This is a genomic window from Paraburkholderia sp. J11-2, assembly GCF_905220185.1.
Lineage (GTDB): Bacteria > Pseudomonadota > Gammaproteobacteria > Burkholderiales > Burkholderiaceae > Paraburkholderia.
The window spans coordinates 78,831-102,977 of sequence record NZ_CAJMYY010000030.1 but is presented as its reverse complement, the minus strand read 5'-3'; the positions used below and the strand labels follow the sequence as shown (position 1 = coordinate 102,977).

At 66.7% G+C, this 24,147-nt stretch carries 17 protein-coding genes and 1 pseudogene; 12 read left to right on the top strand and 6 right to left on the bottom strand.

Annotated elements, in window-relative coordinates:
• Positions 1–241: 241 nt before the first annotated feature.
• From pilM to ugpQ, 8 genes are all read left to right on the top strand, one after another.
• Positions 242–1,222 (top strand): type IV pilus biogenesis protein PilM, encoded by a 981-nt coding sequence (gene pilM, locus U5A57_RS33265; RefSeq protein WP_321915916.1) that lies wholly within the window; start codon positions 242–244, stop codon positions 1,220–1,222.
• Positions 1,219–1,908, top strand: a complete 690-nt coding sequence (locus tag U5A57_RS33260) for a PilN domain-containing protein (protein WP_321915915.1) — start codon at positions 1,219–1,221, stop codon at positions 1,906–1,908. The genes pilM and U5A57_RS33260 overlap by 4 nt, the downstream gene beginning before the upstream one ends.
• Positions 1,905–2,795 carry a hypothetical protein gene (locus tag U5A57_RS33255; protein ID WP_321915914.1) on the top strand — a complete coding sequence of 297 codons (891 nt, stop codon included), beginning with the start codon at positions 1,905–1,907 and terminating at the stop codon, positions 2,793–2,795. The genes U5A57_RS33260 and U5A57_RS33255 overlap by 4 nt, the downstream gene beginning before the upstream one ends.
• Complete coding sequence (pilQ, locus tag U5A57_RS33250) at positions 2,792–4,414, top strand: type IV pilus secretin PilQ (RefSeq protein ID WP_321915913.1); 1,623 nt, start codon at positions 2,792–2,794, stop codon at positions 4,412–4,414. The genes U5A57_RS33255 and pilQ overlap by 4 nt, the downstream gene beginning before the upstream one ends.
• Positions 4,415–4,545: 131 nt before the next feature.
• Positions 4,546–5,100 (top strand): shikimate kinase AroK, encoded by a 555-nt coding sequence (gene aroK, locus U5A57_RS33245; RefSeq protein WP_321915923.1) that lies wholly within the window; start codon positions 4,546–4,548, stop codon positions 5,098–5,100.
• A 63-nt stretch (positions 5,101–5,163) separates the two neighbouring features.
• Positions 5,164–6,246 carry a 3-dehydroquinate synthase gene (gene aroB, locus U5A57_RS33240; RefSeq protein ID WP_321915912.1) on the top strand — a complete coding sequence of 361 codons (1,083 nt, stop codon included), beginning with the start codon at positions 5,164–5,166 and terminating at the stop codon, positions 6,244–6,246.
• Between the two features lie 34 nt (positions 6,247–6,280).
• Positions 6,281–7,498 carry a deoxyguanosinetriphosphate triphosphohydrolase gene (locus U5A57_RS33235; protein ID WP_415774347.1) on the top strand — a complete coding sequence of 406 codons (1,218 nt, stop codon included), beginning with the start codon at positions 6,281–6,283 and terminating at the stop codon, positions 7,496–7,498.
• Positions 7,499–7,549: 51 nt separating this feature from the next.
• Positions 7,550–8,314 (top strand): glycerophosphodiester phosphodiesterase, encoded by a 765-nt coding sequence (ugpQ, locus tag U5A57_RS33230; RefSeq protein ID WP_415774689.1) that lies wholly within the window; start codon positions 7,550–7,552, stop codon positions 8,312–8,314.
• 46 nt (positions 8,315–8,360) lie between these two features.
• Here ugpQ and U5A57_RS33225 read toward each other — a convergent pair whose 3' ends face one another.
• Both U5A57_RS33225 and U5A57_RS33220 read right to left on the bottom strand, forming a co-directional pair.
• Positions 8,361–8,738 (bottom strand): glycine zipper domain-containing protein, encoded by a 378-nt coding sequence (locus U5A57_RS33225; RefSeq protein ID WP_321915910.1) that lies wholly within the window; start codon positions 8,736–8,738, stop codon positions 8,361–8,363.
• Between the two features lie 375 nt (positions 8,739–9,113).
• Entirely contained in the window at positions 9,114–9,833 is a 720-nt protein-coding gene (locus U5A57_RS33220; protein WP_321915909.1) for an OmpW/AlkL family protein, read from the bottom strand.
• 188 nt (positions 9,834–10,021) lie between these two features.
• Here U5A57_RS33220 and U5A57_RS33215 point away from each other — a divergent pair.
• From U5A57_RS33215 to thpR, 4 genes and pseudogenes are all read left to right on the top strand, one after another.
• A pseudogene (locus U5A57_RS33215) lies at positions 10,022–10,723 on the top strand (transposase); the annotation flags it as partial.
• Between the two features lie 667 nt (positions 10,724–11,390).
• Positions 11,391–16,091, top strand: coding sequence for a glutamate synthase-related protein (locus U5A57_RS33210; protein ID WP_321915908.1), 4,701 nt, complete (start codon positions 11,391–11,393; stop codon positions 16,089–16,091).
• 106 nt (positions 16,092–16,197) lie between these two features.
• A complete protein-coding gene (locus U5A57_RS33205) occupies positions 16,198–17,664 on the top strand; it encodes a glutamate synthase subunit beta (protein ID WP_321915907.1) in 1,467 nt (488 codons plus the stop codon).
• 286 nt (positions 17,665–17,950) lie between these two features.
• Complete coding sequence (gene thpR, locus U5A57_RS33200) at positions 17,951–18,511, top strand: RNA 2',3'-cyclic phosphodiesterase (protein WP_321915906.1); 561 nt, start codon at positions 17,951–17,953, stop codon at positions 18,509–18,511.
• A gap of 44 nt (positions 18,512–18,555) precedes the next feature.
• Here the strand turns inward: thpR and U5A57_RS33195 are convergent, their stop codons facing one another.
• From U5A57_RS33195 to U5A57_RS33180, 4 genes are all read right to left on the bottom strand, one after another.
• The gene (locus tag U5A57_RS33195) at positions 18,556–19,920 is read right to left on the bottom strand and encodes a D-amino acid dehydrogenase (protein WP_321915905.1); all 1,365 of its coding nucleotides are present in this window, start codon (positions 19,918–19,920) and stop codon (positions 18,556–18,558) included.
• A gap of 49 nt (positions 19,921–19,969) precedes the next feature.
• Positions 19,970–21,265 (bottom strand): MFS transporter, encoded by a 1,296-nt coding sequence (locus tag U5A57_RS33190; RefSeq protein ID WP_321915904.1) that lies wholly within the window; start codon positions 21,263–21,265, stop codon positions 19,970–19,972.
• A 277-nt stretch (positions 21,266–21,542) separates the two neighbouring features.
• Positions 21,543–22,310: an SDR family NAD(P)-dependent oxidoreductase gene (locus U5A57_RS33185; protein WP_321915903.1), complete on the bottom strand. Its 768-nt coding sequence runs from the start codon at positions 22,308–22,310 to the stop codon at positions 21,543–21,545.
• Complete coding sequence (locus U5A57_RS33180; protein WP_321915902.1) at positions 22,307–24,064, bottom strand: ABC transporter ATP-binding protein/permease; 1,758 nt, start codon at positions 24,062–24,064, stop codon at positions 22,307–22,309. The genes U5A57_RS33185 and U5A57_RS33180 overlap by 4 nt, the downstream gene beginning before the upstream one ends.
• Positions 24,065–24,147 lie beyond the last annotated feature (83 nt).

Genomic DNA, 24,147 nt, shown 5'->3' with positions numbered 1-24,147 from the left:
CCCGCGGGCTTTCGAGATGCTTACATGGACGGCACGCGCGAGCACGCAACCCGCTGTTCCTGACGCTGTTATTCACGCTGCTTCCGATATTGGCACTGTAGTCGCGCCCCTCGCGCGTGGATAGCGCTTACATCGACCGTTGGCCGTTCGGCCGAGTATTCGAGCGCAGCCCCTATTCGCACAATTTCCCCTCGACGAGCTGCGAACGGGTTGCGGCGCGCGCACGTATGGGAGAAATGCGATGGGTTTCGGGAATCCGGTGTTGTTGGGCGCGCGCCGCTTTGCTGCGGGCGTCGATCTGGGCGCGCGAGGCGTCACGCTGGTGGTGTTGAGCCAGCGCATTGTCGGGGCGGGGCCGGTTCGCCTCGAATGGCTGGCGAGCGCACCGCTTGCACGCGAGGCGATGGCCGGCGCGGAGATCGTCGACCGGGCGGCCATCGTCGCCGCGCTTCGCAGTGTGTTTGGCGAGTTGCCGCGCGCCAGCGCCGCGGCGTCGCTGCGTTGCGCCATGGCGATGCCCACGAGCGCGACGCTCATCGCGACTGTGCCGCTCGCACGTCTTGCGCCGGCGGGCGCGGTGGACGAGTCCGGCATTCACGCGGCGCTCGAACCGCTCGTGCTGGCGGAGGCGGAGCGCGTGGCGGGCATGGAGCGCGGCGAGCTGGCGGTCGACTGGAGCGTGCTTCCGGCCACGCCTCGCGGCCACGAAGCGCAGGTGACGATCGCCGCGACGGCACGGCAGCATCTCGAAGCGCGCATCGAATGCGCGGCAATGGCGGGCGTCACGCTGTGCGCCGTCGACGACGAGGCGCACGCCGCGTTACGCGCCATGCGGCACGCGGCGGCATACGAACTGCCGCCGCACGAACCCTGGGTGGCGATCTGGGTCGGCCCAGAAGGCGTGCACGGCTGGTTGCTTGTCGACGACTCGGTCATGCGGCACATGCGCTTTCCTGCGCTAGAGCATGCCGATCTCGTGGAGGCGCTGCGCGACCTCGTCGACGGCGAGCAGCCCGGCTGCGTCCAGGTCGCGGGCGAGCTTGCCATGCTGCGCGGCGTGAACTTCACGCTGGCCGACATTGGCGACGCGCTGGGCGCGCCGGTGCTGCCCTTCGAATGCGGACCGCTAGCCGATATCGAGTGGCCGCTCGCGGCAACGCTTTTGCACGATCCGGCGTGCGCGGTGGCATTCGGACTCGCGTTGCGCGGGGTGGCGGAATGACGCTCGCGCGCGCCGTGCGCGTGCTGCCGGGCCGGGCCATAGGCGGATTCAATCTGCTTCCGTGGCGGCAGCGCGCCATACGCAGGCTGCGTCGCCGGCGCTTGCTCGAATGGGGCGCCGCGGCGCTCGGCGGCTGCGTGTGCTCGCTTGGCATCGTGCTGTGGCAGCACGTCGAATGGCGCGGGCTCGAGGCTCGGCGCGAGGCGCTCGAGCAGCCGCTCGCGCAGTGGCGCGCGCCGCTCGCCGAGGCTCAGCGCCTTGCGCGCGAAAGCGAAGCGCGGCGCGTCGGCGAGCAACAGGCCCGGCAATACGCACGGGCTACGACGCGCTTTTTCGCCCTCGCGGATGCGTTGTCGAGCGATGTGCCGCCTCGTGTCGGCTTGCAGCAGCTCTCGCAATCCGCCGACGAGACCGATCTGCAGGCGAGCGCGGCGGACGAAGCGGCAGCGGCGGCCTGGCTCGGCCGGCTACGCTCGCTGCCAGGTGTAGACGCTGTGAGCGTGCGCGAGCTCAAACGCGGCGCACCCGCTGGAGCCGCACGCGACAGTGCGTCCGCCGCCGAACCGATACGCGTGGCGGCGCATCTCGTCTGGCAAGGCGCGAGCGCTGTGCCGCGCGCTGGCGTACCGCATGCGCGCGAGGCGGCGCGAGCGTCGAGCAGTGCCACGGCGAAGGGGGCGACATGAGCACGCTCTCTGCACACGGCGGTCAGGAACGGGGGCTTGTTTCGGCACAGGCAGGCGTGGGCAACGCGTTGCACGGATGGTCGCCGCTTCATGCGTGGAGCGCGCGCCGCCGGCTGGCTGTCGCGCTAACGATAGCAGTGCTCGCGTTCGCCGCGGCGAGCGGCGCTTGCATCGTCGGAGATCCGCTTGGCGTGCATGCGGCACGCACCGCGCTGAAGGACGCTCAAAAGCGGTACGACGACGCCCGGCAAGTCCTGGCGGGTCTGCCCGCGCTGCGCGAAGCCGCCGCGCGAACGCCTTCATCCGCGCCCCGCGCCGGCAATTCCGCGGACGACATTCGCCGCATCTCGCAACTCGCCGCGCAATCGGGCCTCGTTCTGCATGTACTAGAGCCAGGCGCCGCGGGCGGCGCGCAAACCGAGGCGTTCCGCTCGATCAAGCTGGTCGCACAAGGCAGCTTCGCGCAACTGTACGGGCTGCTCGAAGGGTTGGTGCGCGAGCCGGCACTGACGGCGCCATCCGAGCTGGCCATCCGGCGCACGGGAAGCGCGTTGTCGGTCTCGGCTACGTTGCGTGTGTACGATGCGCTTCCCGCTGTGCCGCTGGCGGCGGCGGCGTCCGAAACGGCGTCTCCCCCGGCGCCGGCTCGCGATCCTTTCGCCCATGCGCCAGCGGCCGGCGGCGCGCAAGACGGGTGGCGCCTCGCGGGCATCCTCCAGGATCGGCAGCGCACTGTCGCGCTCGTGGAAACACCCGAGGGCGTCGTGACTGCGCGGGCGGGCGAGACGATCGGCGATGCTCGCGTGGTGGAAGTCGGGCCGGCGCGGGTCGTCGTCGCGGCAGGTGGGGTGACGCGCGCGCTCGGCTGGGCGGAGGCAGTGAAATGAGCGCGCTAAAGTGGGGCGTTCGTGTCCTCGCCGCGTTGACGGTGAGCGCTGCGGGATATGCTGCATGGGCCGCGGTGCCGTTGCCGCAACCCGCCTGGGCGCGTTCGCCGGTGTCGCTCGCGCGCTACGAAGCACCGCCGTTACCCGATGGGGCGGCCGAGCCCGCAGCAACCCAGTGGATCGCCAATCCGTTCACGGGCGGCGATTCGCCTGCACCGGAAGCCGCGCCCGAAGACCGTTTGCCCACGAACGCAGACGGCGCCCCCGGCGCGACGCCGCCCGTCGCCCGGCCTTCGCGTGAACCCGCTAACGACGCGCCAGCGGCCGCGCCGCTTGAAGGACCGCCCGTACCCATGCACGCGCCGCTGCGCCTTGGCGACGCCTCGACAGCGAACGACGGATTGCCGCCGGATCGGCCGATCACGCTCGATTTCCAGCGCGCCGAGCTGACAGCCGTTCTGCACGCGTTCGCCCAGTTCACGAAGCTCAATATCGTCGCGAGCGAACGTGCGCGAGGCCAGGTGACGCTGCGCCTCGAGCGTGTGCCGTGGCGCACTGCGTTCGACCTGCTGCTGGAGGCGAACGGCCTCGCAATGTCGCGTATCGGCGATGTGATCTGGGTCGCGCCTGCTGCTGAGGTGGCGGCGCGCGAGCGGCAGCGTTACGAGGCACACGCCAGGGCTGCTGAGCTGGAGCCGCTCGCAAGCCGCACGTTCGAGTTGCATTACGCGCGCGCCGAGGATTTGCGCCGGTTCCTGACGGGCTCGGGCACGCAGCGCGCACTGTCAAAGCGCGGCACGGCGGTGGCGGACGCGCGCACGAACCTCCTGTTCGTCACCGACCTGCCGGCGCGGCTCGACCAGATCGGCGAGCTGGTGCGGCGACTCGATGCACCGGCGCGCCAGGTGCTGATCGAGGCGCGTATCGTCGAGGGTGACGAGGGGCTCTCGCGCGAATTGGGCGTGCGTCTTGGCGTGACGCCAGTGAATGGGGACGGCACTCCGGCCCGCGGCGTGACCACAAGAGCGGACGGCACGGTCTACGATCTCGCAGCGGGCCCGATCTCCGGCTTCGAGGCCGCGGGCCTTGGCCTCACGCTGCTGGCTGCGCGCGCCACGCGATTGCTCGACATCCAGCTGAGCGCGCTCGAAGCCGAAGGGCGCGGGCGCGTGGTGTCGAGTCCGCGCGTCGTCACCGCCGACCGCACGAAGGCCGTCGTCGAGCAGGGCACGGAGCTGCCCTATCAGGCCAAGGTCGGGCAAGGCGTGTCGGGCGTGCAGTTTCGGCGCGCAAGCCTGAAACTCGAAGTCGAACCGCAGATCACACCCGATGGCCGCGTGATTCTCGACCTCGACGTGGCGAAGGACAGCGTCGGCGAGCAAACGGCCGCCGGGCCTGCGATCAACACCAAACACGTGCAGACGCGCGTGGAAATCGAGGACGGCGGCACGGTCTCGATCGGCGGCATCGACGCGACGGATGACCGCGAAGATGTGACGCGTGTGCCACTCCTGGGCAAAATACCGGTTCTGGGCGCGCTTTTTTCGCATCGTGCGCACCGGGACAAGCGCAGCGAGCTGGTGGTTTTCATCACGCCGCGTATCGTGGAGTCGAATTGACCCTCATTCGCCGAGCGAGCCCGCCGCACGTGCGCAGGCAGGTGCTTGCGGGGCCGGAACGCCGGGGATGCAGGCTCGACAACGCCGCCGCTTTGCCAGTAAGCTGCGGCACCAACCTTTCGTAGGAAACGCTGCAAGTGCGGGACGCAAACGCCAATGTATTTTTCGTAGGGCTCATGGGCGCCGGCAAGACGACCGTGGGCCGGGCGGTCGCGCGCCGGCTGGAGCGTCCGTTCTTCGACTCCGATCACGAGATCGAGGCGCGCACGGGTGCGCGCATCCCGGTGATCTTCGAGCTCGAAGGCGAAGCGGGCTTTCGCGACCGCGAGGCCCAGGTGATCGAAGAGCTCACGGGCCGCGAAAACATCGTCCTCGCCACGGGCGGCGGCGCCGTGCTGCGGCCTGAAAATCGCGCGGCGCTCAAGGCGCGCGGCTTCGTCGTGTATTTGCGCGCGCATCCGCACGATCTGTGGCTGCGCACGCGGCGCGACAAGAACCGCCCGCTGCTGCAAACCGAAGACCCCAAGGGGCGGCTCGAAGCGCTCTACGAGGTGCGCGACCCGCTTTATCGCGAAGTCGCGGACTTCGTGATCGAAACCGGCCGGCCCTCCGTCAACGGACTCGTCAACATGGTGCTGATGCAGCTCGACATGGCCGGCGTCGCGCGGGCCACGGCGCGCGAGTAGGGCGCAGGTCGCGCGGTATCTCGCAGGCCAGGCAACCCATCGGAAACCCACAAGATTCAGAGCATGATTACCGTCAACGTCGAACTGGGCGACCGCGCCTACCCCATCCATATCGGCTCCGGCCTGATCGGCCAGACGGCGCTCTTCGCGCCCCATATCGCCGGCAAGTCGGTGACGATCGTGACGAACACCGTCGTCGACCCGCTCTATGGCGAGACGCTGCGCGCCGCACTCGCGCCGCTCGGCAAAGACGTCAACACGGTCGTGCTGCCCGACGGCGAGGCGCACAAGAACTGGGAAACGCTCAACGAGATTTTCGACGCGCTGCTCACCTCGCGCGCCGACCGCAAGACCACGCTCATCGCGCTGGGCGGCGGCGTGACGGGCGACATGACGGGCTTCGCCGCCGCCTGCTACATGCGCGGCGTGCCGTTCATCCAGGTGCCGACCACGTTGCTTTCGCAGGTCGACTCGTCGGTGGGCGGCAAAACGGGCATCAATCATCCGCTCGGCAAAAACATGATCGGCGCGTTCTACCAGCCGCAAGCCGTGATCGCCGATATCGGCGCGCTTGCCACGCTGCCGGAGCGCGAACTGGCGGCGGGCATTGCCGAGGTCATCAAGACCGGCGCGATTGCCGACGCCGAATTCTTCGACTGGATCGAAGCCAACGTCGAGGCGCTCAACCGCTGCGAGCCGCAAGCGCTCGCGCACGCGGTCAAGCGCTCGTGCGAGATCAAGGCCTCGGTCGTGGCCGCCGACGAGCGCGAAGGCGGCCTGCGCGCCATCCTCAACTTCGGCCACACATTCGGCCATGCGATCGAGGCCGGGCTCGGCTACGGCGAGTGGCTGCACGGCGAGGCGGTGGGCTGCGGCATGGTGATGGCGGCCGATCTCTCGGTGCGCGTGGGCATGCTGGACGAAGCGTCGCGTGCGCGCCTCGTGCGCGTGGTCGAGGCTGCGAAGCTGCCGGTGCGCGCGCCCGCGCTCGGCGCGGACCGTTACGTCGAACTGATGCAGGTCGACAAGAAGGCCGAGGGCGGGGCGATCAAATTCATCCTGCTCAAGCGCTTTGGCGAGACCCACATCGGCCGCGCGCCCGACGAAGCCGTGCAGGCCACGCTCGCAGCCACGACGCAGAGCTGACACACCGCCGGCGATAACCCCTTGCGGAGGAACGGTGAGCGACACCCGCAGCGATAACCGTAGTGATCCCCGTAGTGATGTCCCTTCTCAAACCGCCGACGCGAGCGCCGCGCTAGTCGCGTCGTTCGAGGCGGGCCTTGCGCCTTACGCGGCGCACGCCTCGCGCTCGCGCGGGCGGCGCTATCCGGAGCCGCCGCCTGCCGCACGCAGCGAATTCCAGCGCGATCGCGACCGCATCGTCCATTCCACGGCGTTTCGCCGCCTCGAATACAAGACCCAGGTCTTCGTGAACCACGAGGGCGATCTCTTTCGCACGCGGCTCACGCACAGCCTGGAAGTCGCGCAGATCGCACGCTCGGTCGCCCGCAACCTGCGCGTGAACGAGGATCTGGTGGAGGCGATCTCGCTCGCGCACGACCTTGGCCATACGCCGTTCGGCCATGCGGGCCAGGACGCGCTCAACGAGTGCATGCGTGAGCACGGCGGCTTCGAACACAATTTGCAGAGCCTCGCGGTCGTGGATGAGCTCGAAGAGCACTACGGCGCGTTCGACGGCCTGAACCTGTGCTTCGAGACACGCGAAGGCATTCTCAAGCACTGCTCGCGTGAGCATGCGCGCCGGCTAGGCGATCTGGGCGAGCGCTTTCTGCTTGGCCGGCAGCCGTCTATCGAAGCGCAGATCGCCAACATCGCCGACGAGATCGCGTACAACAACCACGACGTCGACGACGGTTTGCGTTCCGGCCTGCTCACCATCGAGCAGCTCGCCGAGGTCGAGCTCTGGCAGACGCACTACGACGCCGCGCGCGACGAATATCCGCAGATCGAGGGCCGCCGCCTCGTTCACGAGACGGTGCGGCGCATCATCAACACGCTGATCGTCGATCTGATCGGGCAGACGCGGCGCAATCTCGCCGAATACGCGCCCCAGTCGCTCGACGACGTGCGCGCAGCGCCGCCGCTCGTCGCGCACAGCGAGCGCGTGGCCGCGCAGGCGGCCGCGCTCAAGCGCTTCCTGTACCGCAACCTGTACCGCCACTATCGTGTGATGCGCATGGCCAACAAGGCGCGGCGCGTGGTGAAGGGATTGTTCGATGCGTTCAGCGAAGACCCGCGCCTGTTGCCGCCCCCGTACCAGACGCAGGACGCGGCTTTGCAGCCGCGGCTGATCGCGCATTACATCGCGGGCATGACCGACCGCTATGCCCTGAAGGAGTACCGCCGCCTCTTCGTCGTCGCCGACGACGCTTGAGCGCGCGACGCATCCCACCTTGCTGCCCCTGCCGATTTCGGAGCCCATTTGATCAAGTCCTGGCCGTATCCGCGCGTGGCCGCGCACCGAGGGGGTGGCACGCTCGCGCCCGAAAACACGCTGGCGGGTCTGCGCACCGGCGCGAGCTTCGGCCACAAGCTGGTCGAGTTCGACGCCAAGCTGTCTGCCGACAACGTCGCTTTCCTGCTGCACGACGACACGGTCGAGCGCACGTCGAACGGTCGCGGCGCGGCGGCGCGCATGCGCTATGCAGAGCTTGCCGCGCTGGACGCGGGCAGCTGGCGGGACGCGCGTTTTGCCGGCGAGCCGATGCCAACGCTCGCGCAAGTCGCCGCGTGTTGTCATGAACTGGCGCTTGCGGCGAACGTGGAGATCAAGCCCTGCACGGGCCGCGACGTGGAGACGGGGCGCATCGTCGGCGCTGAAACGGCGCGTCTATGGATGCAGGCGGAGAAAACGGCGCAGGCGGGCATGCCGCCTTTGCTCTCGTCGTTCTCCTATGCGGCTCTCGAAGCGGCGCGCGAGAGCGCGCCGGACCTGCCGCGCGGCCTGCTGTTCGAGCACGTGCCCGCGGACTGGCGCGAGCAGACCGCCGCGCTCGACTGTGTCTCGCTCCACGCGAGCCATCGACACCTGGATGAGGCACTCGTCGAGCGCATCAAATCGGCGGGGCTCTTCATCCTCGCCTATACGGTGAACGACCTCGAGCGCGCGCGCCAGCTCGTGAACTGGGGCGTCGATACGGTCTGCACGGACCGCATCGACCTGATCGGGCCGCACGCGCTCGACGCCTGAGGGGCGCCTGCGGCTAAGCCGGGCGGCCCTGCGCCCGGACCGTCGTTCAGCGGGCGCGTGCGAGCAGCGCGCCGGCCACCAGCGCCACGCCGCCGACGATCGCGATGGCCTGCCACGGGTTGCGGTGCACGTAGTCGTCCGCGCCGGCAATGGCCGCGTCGGTATGTTCGCGCGCGGCGGCGCGCGCCACTTCGAGCCGCTCGCGGGCGGCGTCGAGACGTTTGCGGATGTCGGCGCGCAGCGCGGCGGCATCGGCCTGGGTTCCTTCGCCCAGCGTGTTTTCCAGCTCGGCGAGCAGATCACGCAACTCGTCGGTGATATCGGCGGCGGCACTGCGGCCGCGGCGCGCAATGCGCCGCGCATGGCGGCTCGTGCGCGTCCAGGAATCTCCGAGGGCTTCTCGCGTGTTCGGAAAGGCGCTCATGTATGGCTCCGTCGTTGAAAAGTCACAGGTAAAGGGCTCGCCGCGGTGCGCACGAAAAAAGGCGCGGGAGGGCGAGGACCGGAGTGCAAGTATTGCGCAATTCCGATGCCCGGGACTTGTACGCGCGCAGCAAGCCGGGCGCAAACGCCCGCCAGGCGGGGCTTCGCTCTCTGGTGACAAAACAGGTGATTACGGGGACAGCACGCTTTTTCGCAGAGGCATAGAATCAGGATAAGCCCATGCGAAGGCGGGGAAAATTTGATGGAGACGCGAAGGCGGGAAGGGCGTGGCCGGGTGGAAAACGCCGCCCTTCGCCCGGTGCCGCAGGGGCGAGGCGAAGGGCCGGCGCGAGGTCGTGCGGGGCGCTGGAGCGCGTTAGAAGTTGTAGCCGACCTTCAGGTACGTCACGAGCGGGTTCAGGTGAATCTTCGATTCCGCGACTCGCTGGGTGCCGAGCTGGTTGTTGACCGTCGTGTTGTACGTGGCGGTCACGTTGATCGGAATGTACGAGAGGGAGAAACCGGCGAACCAGTGCTTCGTGAAGTTGTAGTTGAAGCCCAGGTTAAACACGGGTGCCCAGGAACGATCCGTCGAAACGCTGGTCGGACCCCCAAGTACGCCCTGTTCGAAAGCGCCGTTGGTGATGTGAGCGTCGGTGAACCAGGCGTAGGTGACGCCAATGCCGAGGTAAGGACGGAATTTTGCTTCAGGGCTGTTGAAGTAGTACTTGAACAACAGCGCCGGGCTCCACAGCTTCGCCTCGCCGACCTTGCCGAAGCTGCTGAAGGTGCCGCCGCCGGAAATATCGAACTTCGGCGGGATGCCCAGTTCGGCTTCGGCGGCGAAGTGATCGGTAATGTAGTAGCCGATGGAGACGCCCAGGGTGTCGGCCGAGCCGACACTGGCGCCCGTGTTCGGAATGGACATGTTGACGGGCGTGCCGCCTGCGCTGTCGATCTTGAGCGGATCGCTGGTGTCCTGCGGCATGAAGCGGAACCAGCCGGTAGTGACGTAGAACGTATGTGCGGATTGTGCGTGTGCTGCCGTGAAACTGGCGAGCGCGGCGACCCCTGCCAGCGCCTGTTTTAATTTCATATTAATGCTCCTCCATGAAAGGCCCGCTCATTATGAACACAACGTTTGCAACAAACCATACGCGACCGTTAGAGCTTTTTTACTAAGCGCCGCGAGCTTTCCGCCGAAGCCGCATGCCAGCGAGAACTAGCGCTGGTGGGGCCTGGCGGGTCTGCGGGTATTCACCAACGGAACCAGGAAAATCGAGCATGGCACGGCTTGCACGTCTTTATGTTCCCGATCAGCCGCAGCATGTGATCCTGCGCGGACTCGATCAGCAGCCCGCGTTCGTCGATGACCAGGATTACGAACTGTTCATCGACTGCCTGAAGGCCGCGGCGCGCGATCATCATCTGGCGGTTCATGCGTGGGTTTTAATGCCCGGCGCGGTGCAACTGCTCGTCACGCCCTCCGACGAATCCAGCCTGCCTAAGGCAATGCAGGCGGTCGGCCGGCGCTACGTGGCGCATTTCAACCGGCGCTATGCGCGTCGCGGCACGCTCTGGGAGGGGCGCTACCGCGCGACGGTCATCGAGGGCGAGCGCTTCTTCCTGCTGGCGAGCCGCGTCGTCGAGCTCGCGCCAGTGCGCAACCATCTCGTCACGGCGCCCGAGGACTATCGGTGGTCGAGCTACCGCCATCACATCGGTCTCACCGTCGACAGCCTCATCACCGACCATCCCCTGTACTGGGCGCTCGGCAACACGCCGTTCGAGCGTCAGCGCGCGTATCGCGAACTCTGCGAGCAGGCGCTCGACGAACGCGAAACCACGCAGCTCATGCAGGCCACGCTCAAGGGCTGGGTGCTCGGCAGTGACACTTATCGCGATTGGGCGTCGCGCACAGCGAACCGGCGCGTCTCGCCGCTGCCGCGCGGGCGCCCGCGCAAGGTACGCGAAGCGCCCGCCCCTGCGGCGGCTCCAGGCGCAATGGGTGCGGCGGCCACAGCGAGCGCGGCTTCGGCACCTGCGGCCGGATCGGGCGGCGGTGGAGGTGGTGGAGGTGGTGGAGGTGGTGGAGGTGGTGGAGGTGGTGGAGGTGGTGGAGGTGGTGGGCAATCTGTCCCCCATTCACCCTCGCACGCTAGTGTCAATCCGGCCGGCTCGACGTCGGCGCATGGGAGTGGTCACGCCGGGAGTGGTTCAGCTACAACACCGGGTGCAAATCCTGGGGGACCGAGCAGCCATTCCGGTGGTTCGCAGGATTCCGGTGGCGGTGGTTCGGGGGGGCCGAGTTCGGAGCATGAGGAACGGAAGCCGGGCACCGGCACCCACTGATTGCTTTTCGGATCAAGTGTTTACGAGATAAACGGCATCTTCGGATGCCGTTTTCTTTTGCCCCAATTTGATATGGCACCATTAAAAAAATGTGCGAATGCACCAACTCGATAATTGGGGTTCGAACATCACGTTTTATTTGCATCCCCTTGATTCGTCGCGTATATTCGCCTTTCGGCTCTCCTGGGCGCATAACGCGGGAAGCACGTACTACCCCGCGCAACGCCGTACAGCGGTCACGCAAGCGGCGGGAATCAAAGAACACAACGGCTGGCAACAGCCTCACTCTGACGGTGTCCCCATGAACGATCACCAGCAGCGCGCCGCGGTGCCCGCCGCGCAAGGTCTCTATGACCCGCAAAACGAACACGACGCCTGCGGCGTTGGCTTCGTCGCCCATATCAAGGGCAAGAAGAGCCACGAAATCATTCAGCAAGGCCTGAAGATTCTCGAAAACCTCGATCACCGGGGCGCCGTGGGCGCCGATCCGCTGATGGGCGACGGCGCGGGCATCCTGATCCAGATCCCGGACGCGTTCTACCGTGAAGAGATGGCCAAGCAGGGCGTGACGCTGCCGCCGTTCGGCGAGTACGGCGTCGGCATGATCTTCCTGCCGAAGGAACACGCCTCGCGTCTCGCCTGCGAGCAGGAACTCGAGCGCACGGTGCGCGCCGAAGGCCAGGTCGTGCTGGGCTGGCGCGACGTGCCGGTCGACCACACCATGCCGATTTCGCCGACGGTGAAGGCGAGCGAGCCGCTGATCCGTCAGATCTTCATCGGCCGCGGCAAGGACGTGATGGTCACGGACGCGCTCGAGCGCAAGCTGTACATCATCCGCAAGACCGCGAGCCACCGCATTCAGGCGCTCAAGCTCAAGCACGGCAAGGAATACTTCGTGCCGTCGTGCTCGGCGCGCACGGTCGTCTACAAGGGCCTGCTGCTGGCGGGTCAGGTCGGCGTGTACTACCGCGACCTGCAAGATGAGCGCGTCGTCTCGGCACTGGCGCTCGTGCACCAGCGCTTCTCCACGAACACGTTCCCGGCGTGGGAACTGGCTCACCCGTACCGCATGATCGCCCACAACGGTGAAATCAACACCGTGAAGGGCAACGTGAACTGGCTGAACGCCCGTACCGGCGCGATCGCCTCGCACGTGCTCGGCGACGACCTGCCCAAGCTCTGGCCGCTGATCTACCCGGGCCAGTCCGACACCGCTTCGTTCGACAACTGTCTCGAACTGCTGGTGATGGCAGGCTACCCGCTCGTCCACGCGATGATGATGATGATCCCGGAAGCCTGGGAACAGCACACGCTGATGGACGAGAACCGCAAGGCGTTCTACGAATATCACGCCGCGATGATGGAGCCGTGGGACGGCCCCGCTGCGATCGCCTTCACCGACGGCCGTCAGATCGGCGCGACGCTCGACCGTAACGGTCTGCGTCCGGCGCGCTATATCGTCACCGACGACGACCTGGTCATCATGGCGTCGGAAGCCGGCACGCTGCCGATTCCGGAGTCGAAGATCGTCAAGAAGTGGCGCCTGCAGCCGGGCAAGATGTTCCTGATCGACATGGAACACGGCCGCATCATCGACGACAAGGAGCTGAAGGACAACCTCGCCAACGCCAAGCCGTACAAGAGCTGGATCGACGCCGTGCGCATCAAGCTCGACGAGATCGAGCCGAAGGCGGAAGACGTCGCGACCGCGCGCGCCGAAGCAGCCGCGCTGCTCGACCGTCAGCAGGCGTTCGGCTACACGCAGGAAGACCTCAAGTTCCTGATGGCGCCGATGGCGATGTCGGGTGAAGAGGCGGTTGGTTCGATGGGCAACGACTCGCCGCTGGCGGTCATGTCCAACAAGAACAAGACGCTCTACAACTACTTCAAGCAGCTGTTCGCGCAGGTCACGAACCCGCCGATCGACCCGATCCGTGAAAACATGGTGATGTCGCTCGTGTCGTTCATCGGCCCGAAGCCGAACCTGCTCGACACGAACAACATCAACCCGCCGATGCGTCTCGAAGTGTCGCAGCCGGTGCTCGACTTCAAGGACATCGCGAAGATCCGCGCAATCGAGCAGTACACGGGCGGCAAGTTCAGCAGCTACGAGCTGAACATCTGCTATCCGGTGGCCTGGGGCAAGGAAGGCATCGAAGCGCGTCTCGCGTCGCTGTGCGCGGAAGCCGTCGATGCGGTCAAGTCGGGCTACAACATCCTGATCGTGTCGGACCGCCGCGCGGACCGCGACAACGTTGCGATTCCGGCGCTGCTCGCCACCTCGGCGATCCACTCGCACCTCGTGCAGCACGGGCTGCGCACGAGCACGGGTCTCGTCGTGGAAACGGGTTCGGCGCGTGAAACGCACCACTTCGCGCTGCTCGCCGGTTTCGGCGCGGAAGCCGTGCACCCGTACCTCGCCATGGAAACGCTCGCGCAAATGGCGCAGGGCCTGAAGGGCGATCTGTCGGCGGACAAGGCTGTCTACAACTTCACCAAGGCGGTGGGCAAGGGCCTGCTCAAGGTGATGTCGAAGATGGGCATCTCCACGTACATGTCGTACACGGGCGCGCAGATTTTCGAAGCGGTGGGTCTCGCTGACGATCTCATCGCCAAGTACTTCAAGGGCACGGCGTCGAAGGTCGGCGGCATTGGCCTCTTTGAAGTGGCGGAAGAAGCGATCCGTCTGCACCGCGACGCATTCGGCGACAACCCGGTTCTCGCCAACATGCTCGACGCAGGCGGCGAGTACGCCTACCGCGTGCGCGGCGAAGACCACATGTGGACGCCGGACGCGATCGCCAAGCTCCAGCACTCGGCGCGCAGCAACTCGTATCAGACCTACAAGGAATACGCGCACCTGATCAACGATCAGACCAAGCGCCACATGACCTTCCGCGGTCTGTTCGAATTCCGTCTGGACCCGGCGCGCGCGATCTCGATCGACGACGTCGAACCGGCCAAGGAAATCGTCAAGCGCTTTGCGACTGGCGCGATGTCGCTCGGCTCGATTTCGACCGAAGCGCACGCCACGCTCGCCGTCGCGATGAACCGCATCGGCGGCAAGTCGAACACGGGTGAAGGCGGCGAAGACGAGAAGCGCTACCGGAACGAGCTGCGTGGCATTCCGATCAAGAACGGCGACACGATGCGTTCGATCATCGGCGAAGAAGTCATCAAGGACATCCCGCTGAAGGATGGCGACTCGCTGCGCTCGAAGATCAAGCAGGTCGCGTCGGGCCGCTTCGGCGTGTCGGCGGAGTACCTGTCGTCGGCTGACCAGATCCAGATCAAGATGGCGCAGGGCGCGAAGCCGGGCGAAGGCGGTCAGCTGCCGGGTCACAAGGTTTCGGAGTACATCGGCAAGCTGCGTTACTCGGTGCCGGGCGTGGGCCTCATCTCGCCGCCGCCGCACCACGACATCTACTCGATCGAAGACCTGGCGCAGCTCATTCACGATCTGAAGAACGTGAACCCGGTTTCGTCGATCTCGGTGAAGCTGGTGTCGGAAGTGGGCGTGGGCACGGTGGCAGCCGGTGTGGCGAAGGCCAAGGCCGACCACGTCGTGATCGCCGGTCACGACGGCGGCACGGGCGCGTCGCCGCTCTCGTCGCTCAAGCACGCTGGCACGCCGTGGGAACTGGGTCTCGCGGAAACGCAGCAAACCCTGGTGCTGAACCAGCTGCGCGGCCGTATCCGCGTGCAGGCCGACGGTCAGATGAAGACGGGCCGCGACGTGGTGATCGGCGCGCTGCTCGGCGCGGACGAATTCGGCTTTGCGACGGCGCCGCTCGTCGTCCAGGGCTGCATCATGATGCGCAAGTGCCACCTGAACACCTGCCCGGTCGGCGTCGCGACGCAAGATCCGGTGCTGCGCGCGAAGTTCTCGGGCCAGCCTGAGCACGTCGTCAACTTCTTCTTCTTCATCGCTGAAGAAGTGCGCGAAATCATGGCGCAACTCGGTATCCGCAAGTTCGACGACCTGGTCGGCCGCGCGGACCTGCTCGACACGCGCCGTGGCGTGGAACACTGGAAGGCGAAGGGTCTCGACTTCTCGCGCGTGTTCTATCAGCCGCAAGTGGGCGCCGAAGTCGCACGCATGCACGTTGAGTCGCAGGACCACGGTCTGGACCGCGCGCTCGATCACACGCTGATCGAGAAGGCGAAGGCCGCGATCGAAACGGGCGAGCATGTGTCGTTCATTCAGCCGGTGCGCAACGTGAACCGCACGGTCGGCGCGATGCTTTCGGGCGTCGTCGCGAAGAAGTACGGCCACGACGGTCTGCCGGAAGACACGATCCACATCCAGTTGAAGGGTACGGCGGGGCAGAGCTTCGGCGCGTTCCTCGCACGCGGCATCACGCTGGACCTCGTGGGCGACGGCAACGACTACGTCGGCAAGGGCCTCTCGGGCGGCCGCATCATCATCCGTCCGACCAACGACTTCCGCGGCAAGTCCGAAGAAAACATCATCTGCGGCAACACGGTGATGTACGGCGCACTCGAAGGCGAAGCCTTCCTGCGCGGCGTGGCGGGCGAGCGTTTCGCGGTGCGTAACTCGGGCGCGACGGCGGTTGTCGAAGGCACGGGCGACCACGGCTGCGAATACATGACGGGCGGCACGGTGGTCGTGCTCGGCGAAACGGGTCGTAACTTCGCGGCAGGCATGTCGGGCGGTATCGCCTACGTGTACGACGCGGACGGTACCTTCGCCGGCAAGTGCAACAAGTCGATGGTCGCGCTCGACCCGGTCCTGCAACAGGCCGAACAGGAACGCACCGTGGATCGCGCACTGTGGCACACGGGCCAGACCGACGAAGCGCTGCTCAAGGGACTCGTCGAGCGTCACTTCCAGTTCACGGGCTCGCCGCGTGCGAAGGCGCTGCTCGAAAACTGGGATGCGGCGCGACGCCAGTTCGTGAAGGTGTTCCCGACGGAATACAAGCGCGCACTGGGCGAACTCGGCGCGAAGAAGGCAAGCCAGGAAGAACTGGCCGCTTAAGCCGCGACGAAGCGATTCCAAGACGACGAAGCGCCCGCCGCGCGACAAGGTACGCGGCGGCGGGCGCGGTCCCCTCACCGAATAGATAGAGATAGACGAGAACCCTATGGGTAAGGCAACCGGTTTTCTCGAGTTCGAGCGCCAGCATGAGGCGTACGAAGCACCGCTCACGCGCGTGAAGCACTACAAGGAATTCGTGGCGGCGCTCTCCGACGCCGACGCGAAGGTCCAGGGCGCGCGCTGCATGGACTGCGGCATCCCGTTCTGCAACAACGGCTGCCCGGTCAACAACGTCATTCCGGACTTCAACGACCTCGTGTTCCGCCAGGACTGGAAGAGCGCGATCGACGTCCTGCATTCCACGAACAATTTCCCCGAGTTCACGGGCCGCATTTGCCCGGCGCCGTGCGAAGCGGCGTGCACGCTCGGCATCAACGACGATCCCGTCGGCATCAAGTCGATCGAGCACGCGATCATCGACAAGGCCTGGACCGAAGGCTGGGTCGAGCCGCAAGTCGCGAAGCACAAGACGGGCAAGAAGGTTGCCGTGGTCGGTTCGGGCCCGGCAGGCCTCGCTGCCGCGCAGCAACTCGCGCGCGCTGGCCATGACGTGACGGTGTTCGAGAAGAACGACCGCGTCGGCGGCCTGCTGCGCTACGGCATCCCCGACTTCAAGCTGGAAAAGTGGCTGATCGACCGCCGCATGCGCCAGATGGAAGCCGAAGGCGTGACGTTCCGCACCAACGTGTTCATCGGCAAGGGCGAACTGCCTGCCTGGATCGGCAACACGGCGAAGGAAACCATCTCGCCGGACGAGCTGAAGGAACAGTTCGACGCGGTCGTGATCGCGGGCGGTTCGGAAACGCCGCGCGACCTGCCGGTGCCGGGCCGCGAACTCGAAGGCATCTACTACGCCATGGAGTTCCTGCCGCAGCAGAACAAGGTCAACGCCGGCGACAAGCTGCCGAACCAGCTCGTCGCGAAGGGCAAGCACGTCGTGGTGATCGGCGGCGGCGACACGGGCTCCGACTGCGTGGGCACCTCGAACCGTCATGGCGCGAAGAGCGTTACGCAGTTCGAACTGCTGCCGCAGCCGCCCGAGGAAGAGAACAAGCCGCTCGTGTGGCCGTACTGGCCGATCAAGCTGCGCACGTCGTCGTCGCACGAGGAAGGCTGCTCGCGCGACTGGGCGGTCGCGACCAAGCGCCTTGAAGGCAAGAACGGCAAGGTCGAGAAGCTGATCGCCGCGCGTGTGGAGTGGAAGGACGGCAAGATGGTCGAAGTGCCGGGCTCGGAGTTCGAAATGAAGGCCGATCTCGTGCTGCTCGCCATGGGCTTCACGCAGCCGGTTTCGCCGGTGCTCGAAGCATTCGGCGTGGAGAAGGATGCGCGCGGCAACGTGCGTGCCTCGACAGAAGGTGAAAAGGCGTACTACACGTCGGTCGACAAGGTCTTCACCGCCGGCGACATGCGCCGCGGCCAGTCGCTCGTGGTGTGGGCGATCCGCGAAGGCCGTCAATGCGCACGTTCCGTCGATGCCTACCTGATGGGCAGCTCGGAGCTGCCGCGTTAAGGCCGGATCTGGGACCAGAGTAAGCGCTAAAGCGCTAACTCTGGTCGACACGTGAGGGTCGTCAATGCGCACGTTCCGTCGATGCGTATTTGATGGGCAGCTCGGAGCTGCCGCGCTAAATCCGGTGTGCCCCGCAATAGACGGGACACACGGGAGACGGCAGGAGACGCAACGACAGAAGCCGGGCACCCGCGAGGGTGACCCGGCTTTTTTACGTACGCGCCACTCAGGCTGACAGACAGGGTTACCATGACGCGATTGCCCGACCGAACGAGGCCCGCCGATCATGTCCGAAGCCCGCGAGACCGATCGTGACACGCAGCAATGGCGGCGCTGCTTCATCGCGCTTGCGCCCACTGCGGCCTCGCGCGATGCGCTCGCCGCGCTGGACGTGCCGTCCAACGCACGGCGCGTGCCTTACGCCCAGCTCCATCTGACGGTGACGTTCATCGGCGCGATGTCGTTCGACCAGGGCCACGTGCTCTCGCGGCGGCTCGCGGAGCACGCGCTGCTCATTCCGCCCGCGCCGGTCACGCATATCGAATGCTGGCCGGGACGCGCGCATCCGCGCCTCATGGTCGCCGTGCTCGCGATGTCGGACGCATTCACGGCGCTCGACTGGGGCGTGCGCTCGCTAATGGGAGATGTGGGATTACCGCTCGACGCGCGCGCGTTCCGGCCGCACGTGACGCTCGCGCGATTCGCTCGCGACGCCGTGGGCGCGCCGGCGGCAAGCGGCGGCGAAGCGCTGCCGCCGTTGTGCTTCGAGTCGCTGGTGCTGTATTCGAGCACGCTCGCGAAGCAGGGCGCGCGCTACGAGGCGTTGGCGAGCGTTGCGCTCGAGTGAGACGCCGCCGCGCGTTGGCCTGCCTGCCGCCGCTTGGTGGCGACTTATTGACGATACCGCGCGAGCGTCAAACCATCGAGATCGATTTCCGGCGAGCGCTGCGTGACGAGGTCCGCGAGTACGCGGCCCGAGCCCATCGACATCGCCCAGCCGGTCGAGCCGTGCCCGACGTTCAGCCACAGGCCATCGACGCCCGACGTGCCCAAGAGCGGCGCGCCGTCCGGCACCATGGGCCGCCTTCCCACCCAGAATTGCGCCGACGAAGGCGTTGCCGCATGCGGGAACCAGTCGTCGAGCACTTTCATGAGCGTCTGCAGCGCCTGCTCGCGCAGCGTCGCGCGGTGGTCGCCCAGCTCCGCAGTGCCCGCCACGCGCAGGTACGGGCCGAAGCGCGTGATCGCCGTCTTGAGCGATTCGTCCATGAGCGCGGCGCGCGGAGCCTTTTGTTCGTCGACCACGGGCAGCGTGGCTGAATACCCTTTCACCGGATACAGCGGCACGCGCACGCCCAGCGGCGCGACCAGCGCCGCGCTCTCCACGCCCAGCGCGACCACTACGGCGTCCGCGGCGAGCGTGTAGGGCGTATCGTCGGCGGGCTCGTTGCGCTCGGCCGGGCGCAGGACCTCGGCCGGCGCGCGGCGCTGCTCGCGCCGGTCCTTGCGGTTGTTCGCCTTGCGCCGGCCGGGCACCGCCCGCACGCGCACGCCGTTCACCTTGCCGCCTGCGGCTTCGAGCGCGAGCACCTCGGTATCGAACAGAAACGTCACACCGCGCGCTTCGCACACGGAGCGCAGCTCGCGCGTGAAGCGTGCGCAGTCGCCAGCCTCATCTTCCGGGAGATAGACGCCCGCCACCGGTTTCACGCGCGACCATGCGAGCCCCGGCTCGACCTGCGCGCAGGCGGCGGCATCGAGTTCGCGATAGACGATGCCTGCATCGCGCAACACGCCGAGCGCCGGTTGCGCGAGTTCGAGGTCGTACTCGCTGCGAAAGAGCTGCAGATAGCCCTGGCTGCGCCCGTACTCGAACGCGTGCGTGGCGCGAAACGCGTGCAGGCATTCGCGGCTGTAATAGGCGATGCGCTGCATGCGCTGCTTGTTCACGCGAAAGCGCGCGAGATCGCATTCGCGCAGCCAGCGCGCGATCCAGCGCCACTGCGCGGCGTCGAGCGTCGGCCGGAAGATGAGCGGCGAGGTGGGCTTGAGCAGATATTTGATGAGCTTCGCGGGCATGCCCGGCGCGGCCCACGGCGTGACATAGCCGGGCGCGATGACGCCGGCGTTGCCGAAGCTCGTGCCGAGCGCGACGCCCGGCTCCCGTTCGACGACGGTGACGTCGCAGCCTCGTTCGCTCAAATAATACGCAGTAGCGACGCCGATCACACCGGCGCCGAGGACGATCGTTTTCATGCCGGTCGCACAACAGGGGGGGACGTTCGGTATTGCAGCATGTTCGCGCTCATCGTGCAGTGGACTCCGCAGCCGGGCGCTCGCCCGCAGCAGCAGGCACTTCCTCGGTCAGCACTTTGCCCTTCGTTTCCGGCAGACACAGCGCCGCGACGATCACGAGCAGATAGCCTGCGCCGGCCACCACGCCGATCGATTTCACGAGCGAGGTAGTTTGCGCGAACACACCCACCAGAATGGGGAAAAACGAGCCGAGGCCGCGCCCGAGGTTGTAGCAGAAGCCTTGGCCCGAGCCGCGGATCGCGTTCGGGTACAGCTCGGAGAGATACGCGCCCACGCCCGCGAAAATGCCTTGCACGACGATGCCGAGCGGAAAGCCGAGCAGGAGCATGGCGGTGTCGGTAATGGGCAGCATCGTATAGGCCATGCCGAGCGCAAACGAGCCGATGGCGAACAGGACGAACGAGGCGCGCCGGCCGATCTTGTCGCAGAGAATCGCGCCGACGATATAGCCCGTGAACGAGCCGACGATCAGCACGATCAGATAGCCGCTCGTGTTGAACACCGAGAGGTGGCGCACCGTCTTGAGGTAGGTGGGCAGCCACGTGGTGATCGCGTAGTAGCCGCCGAGCATGCCGGTGCACAGCGCACTGCCGAGCACGGTGGTGGCCAGATGCGCGGGCGAAAAGATCTGCATGAAGTGGCTGTGCGTCGCGCCGCTTTCGCGCGCGCGGCGCGTGGCGACGAACACGTCGGGGTCGCTCACGTTGCGGCGCACGTAGAGAATCCACAGCGCCGGCAAGATGCCGATCCAGAAACACGCGCGCCATGCGTATTCCTCGGGGAGCAGGGCGAAGAAGGCCCAATAGAGGATGGCGGCCGCGCCCCAGCCGACCGACCAGCTGCTCTGCACCGTGCCCACGGCCTTGGCGCGATGCTGCGGCGAGCGGATCGTTTCGGCCATCATCATCGTGACGACCGTCCATTCGCCGCCAAAGCCGATGCCTTGAAGCGTGCGCGTGGCGAGCAGTTGCCAGAACGAATGCGTGAAGCCGGAGAGGCAGGTGAAGACCGCGAAGGTGGCGATGGTCCACTGCAGCACGCGCACGCGGCCGTAGCGGTCGGCGAGGATGCCCGCGAGCCAGCCACCGATTGCCGAAGAGATCAGCGAGCTGGTCGCGATCATGCCGGCCTCGCTCTTGGTCATGCCCCAGGTCGCGATGAGCGTGGGGATCAGGAACGAGTAGATCATGAAGTCGAACGCGTCGACGGCGTAGCCGCCGAAACCCGCGTAGAGCGTGCGCCGCTCGCGCCCGTTCAACTCGGTGAACCATTGAAAGTAGCCCATCGCGTGTCTTCCCCCATATTTGTTGTGCGCGCAACGAGCTGCGTGAGCGGCGTGTGCGGCGCTTGCGACCCGGCTGGCGCAAACGCCCTGGGTGGCGGGTGCGCTCGACGCTGGCGGGCTGCGCGGTGCAACGCCGCCCGTCTCCGGTGTGCTGGATGGGTATTTTACGGTGCGAAAGCGTACTGAGGCGAGGGGCAATTTGGGGCGCCCGCTATCGTCTTGTACCGATGTTTAGTTCGATAGCAAGCGAACGATGGCGCGCGAGGGCCGCACGGCGCTACAACGTGAGCCCGCCATCGACGTGGATCACCTGGCCCGTGATGTGGCGCGCGGCGTCTGAAAGCAGGAAGGCGATGAGTTCGGCGACATCGGCGGGGTCGGCCACGTGGCCGAGCGGCGTTTCCTGCGCCGCGCGCTCCCACACCGGCGCGTTTTCTGGCGTGGGGCCTTTGTCCTTGCGCGTATAGCCGGGCGCGACGCAGTTCACGGTCACACCGTGCGGCGCCAGCTCCGCGGCGGCGGTTTTCGCCAGCGACTCGAGCGCGGCCTTCGCGGCGGCAGTCGCGGCGAACGGCGCGCCGGCGCGGTAGCGGTGCGCGACGAACGAACTGAGCGCGACCACGCGGGCGCGCGCCGAGCGTTCCAGCGCCGGCTGCGCGCGTTGCACGAGCGCAGCGAACGCGGCGGGCATGGCCGCGAACGCGCCTTCGAGCGATGCGGCGTCGAGCGCGGCGAGCGTCTGGCGCTGTGCATGCCCGGCGTTGGCCACGATCTGGTCGAGCGCGCCGAAGTGCGCAAGCGTGGCATCAACGAGTGCCGCTGCGTTGCCGCGCTCCGCGAGATCACCGCAGGTTGTGGCGCAGATCGCGCCCCGTTGCTCACAAACCGCCATGACGGTCATGAGACGGGCACGCGACGCCTCGTCCGCGCCGCGCGCATGCAGCATCAACGAAACATCTGGCGCTGCGATGCGACGCGCGAGCGCCGCACCGATACCCGAGCCCGCGCCCGTGATCAGGACGACGCGCGCCGCGCTCGCGCTCACGCGGCAACCCGCTCTTCAGGCATACGCTCGATCTCGAGCGTTTCGTGGTGGTACGCCGCAAGCGACTCGCGGTGCGCGACGCTCACGATCGCTGCCTTCGGCAGGCGCTCCACGAACAGCTTGTAGAGACGGCTTTCGTTATCGGGGTCGAGCGCGCTCGTTGCTTCGTCGAGGAACAGATAATCCGGTTTGTGCAGCAGCACGCGCGCGCCCGCAAGGCGTTGCTGCTCGCCCGGCGAGAGCACGCGCGACCAGTGCGCCGATTCGCCGAGACGATCCGCATATTCTTCGAGGCGGCAGGCGCGCAGCGCGTCGCGGCAGTCCTCGTCGCTATAGTCGTCGGCGGGCGAGGGGTAGGTGAGCGCCGCCTTGAGCGTGCCGATGGGCAGATAGCTCTGCTGCGGGATGAACATCATGCGTGCATCGACAGGCGCGTCGATCGAGCCTTCGCCGAACGGCCAGAGGCCCGCGAGCGCGCGCATGAGCGTGCTCTTGCCTGCGCCCGAGGGGCCGCGCACGAGCCAGCGCGAACCCGGCTTGATGGCGATGTCGCGCACTTCGGAAAGCGGCATGCCGTTGGGCAGCGCGAGCTTGAGGTGCTCGGTGGCGAGTTCGTTGCTGTCGATGAAGTGCAGGTTGATGCCGCCGTGCTCGGTGGCGGGCGAGACCGATTCCTTCAGTCGCGGCGAGTGCACCACACGCACGAATTCGCGCAGACGATTCACGGTGGCGCGCCATTCGACCAGCGTGGAGTAACTGTTGATGAACCACGAGAACGAATCGCTCACGGTGCCGAACGCCTGCGAGATCTGCATGAGCACGCCGAACGTGAAGGCGCCCGCGAAGTAGCGAGGCGCGGCCACGACGAGCGGGAAGATGATGGCGATCTGGCCGTAGAAGCTCAGCACGAAGGTCAGGCGCTTCGTGTACTTCATCACGCGCCACCAGTTGTCGCGGATGTGCTGGAAGAGGCCTTGCGCGTTGCCGCGCTCGGTGTCCATGCCGTCGTAGAGCGCGATCTGCTCGGCGTTCTCGCGCAGGCGGATCAGGCCGAAGCGGAAGTCCGCCTCCACCTTTTGTTGCTGGTAGTTGATCGACACGAGCGGGTGGCCGACCTTCTGGATCACGACCGAGCCGAACACGGCGTAGAGCGCGGCGGCCCAGACCATGTAGCCCGGAATCGCGAGCGGCGTGCCGCCCAGCGTGATCGTGAGCGCACCCGCGAGCGTCCACAGGATCGTGATGAACGAGATCAACGTGACGACCGTGGAGAGCAGGTCGAGCGTGAGCGAAAGCGTGGTCGTGGCGAACGACTGGAGGTCGTCGCTGATCCGCTGGTCGGGGTTATCGGCGAGGCGGTCGCGCTCGATGCGGTAGAACGCGCCCTTGCCGAGCCAATCGCTCAGAAAGCGCGTGGTGAGCCACTGGCGCCAGCGAAACCCGAGCATCTGGCGCAGATACCGGCCATACACCGCGAGGATGATGAAGCCGAACGCCAGTTCGGTGAAGGTCATCAACAGAGGCGGAAAGCGCTTGACGTCCTTGGCCTGCAACGCGTTGTAGAACTCCGCGCTCCAGCCGTTGAGCCGCACGTTGATCCACACGACGAGCAGGTTCATCACGATGATCGCGACGAGCAGCCCCCAGGCGATCCAGCGTTCCTCGGAGACCCAGTAGGGCTTGATCAGGCTCCACGCGGTGATCTTCTGGTGCTCGTTCTGATCGGGCGTGGCGCGGGCAGGTTGATTGGTCATGTGCATCCTGAAGGTGTGGCCGCCCGTTGGGGGCATGCGCTGCATGCCGCATGGCGGCTGCGGTGCAGCGATTTTTGCAGCGA

What these genes read in the sequence shown, in the direction of transcription:
- aroB (WP_321915912.1), top strand. Translation starts at nt 5,164, where the DNA reads ATGATTACCGTCAACGTCGAACTGGGCGACCGCGCCTACCCCATCCAT.
- U5A57_RS33205 (WP_321915907.1), top strand. Translation starts at nt 16,198, where the DNA reads ATGGGTAAGGCAACCGGTTTTCTCGAGTTCGAGCGCCAGCATGAGGCG.
- U5A57_RS33255 (WP_321915914.1), top strand. Translation starts at nt 1,905, where the DNA reads ATGAGCACGCTCTCTGCACACGGCGGTCAGGAACGGGGGCTTGTTTCG.
- pilQ (WP_321915913.1), top strand. Translation starts at nt 2,792, where the DNA reads ATGAGCGCGCTAAAGTGGGGCGTTCGTGTCCTCGCCGCGTTGACGGTG.
- pilM (WP_321915916.1), top strand. Translation starts at nt 242, where the DNA reads ATGGGTTTCGGGAATCCGGTGTTGTTGGGCGCGCGCCGCTTTGCTGCG.
- U5A57_RS33180 (WP_321915902.1), bottom strand. Translation starts at nt 24,064, where the DNA reads ATGACCAATCAACCTGCCCGCGCCACGCCCGATCAGAACGAGCACCAG.
- U5A57_RS33190 (WP_321915904.1), bottom strand. Translation starts at nt 21,265, where the DNA reads ATGGGCTACTTTCAATGGTTCACCGAGTTGAACGGGCGCGAGCGGCGC.
- U5A57_RS33195 (WP_321915905.1), bottom strand. Translation starts at nt 19,920, where the DNA reads ATGAAAACGATCGTCCTCGGCGCCGGTGTGATCGGCGTCGCTACTGCG.
- U5A57_RS33260 (WP_321915915.1), top strand. Translation starts at nt 1,219, where the DNA reads ATGACGCTCGCGCGCGCCGTGCGCGTGCTGCCGGGCCGGGCCATAGGC.
- U5A57_RS33225 (WP_321915910.1), bottom strand. Translation starts at nt 8,738, where the DNA reads ATGAGCGCCTTTCCGAACACGCGAGAAGCCCTCGGAGATTCCTGGACG.
- U5A57_RS33220 (WP_321915909.1), bottom strand. Translation starts at nt 9,833, where the DNA reads ATGAAATTAAAACAGGCGCTGGCAGGGGTCGCCGCGCTCGCCAGTTTC.
- thpR (WP_321915906.1), top strand. Translation starts at nt 17,951, where the DNA reads ATGTCCGAAGCCCGCGAGACCGATCGTGACACGCAGCAATGGCGGCGC.
- U5A57_RS33210 (WP_321915908.1), top strand. Translation starts at nt 11,391, where the DNA reads ATGAACGATCACCAGCAGCGCGCCGCGGTGCCCGCCGCGCAAGGTCTC.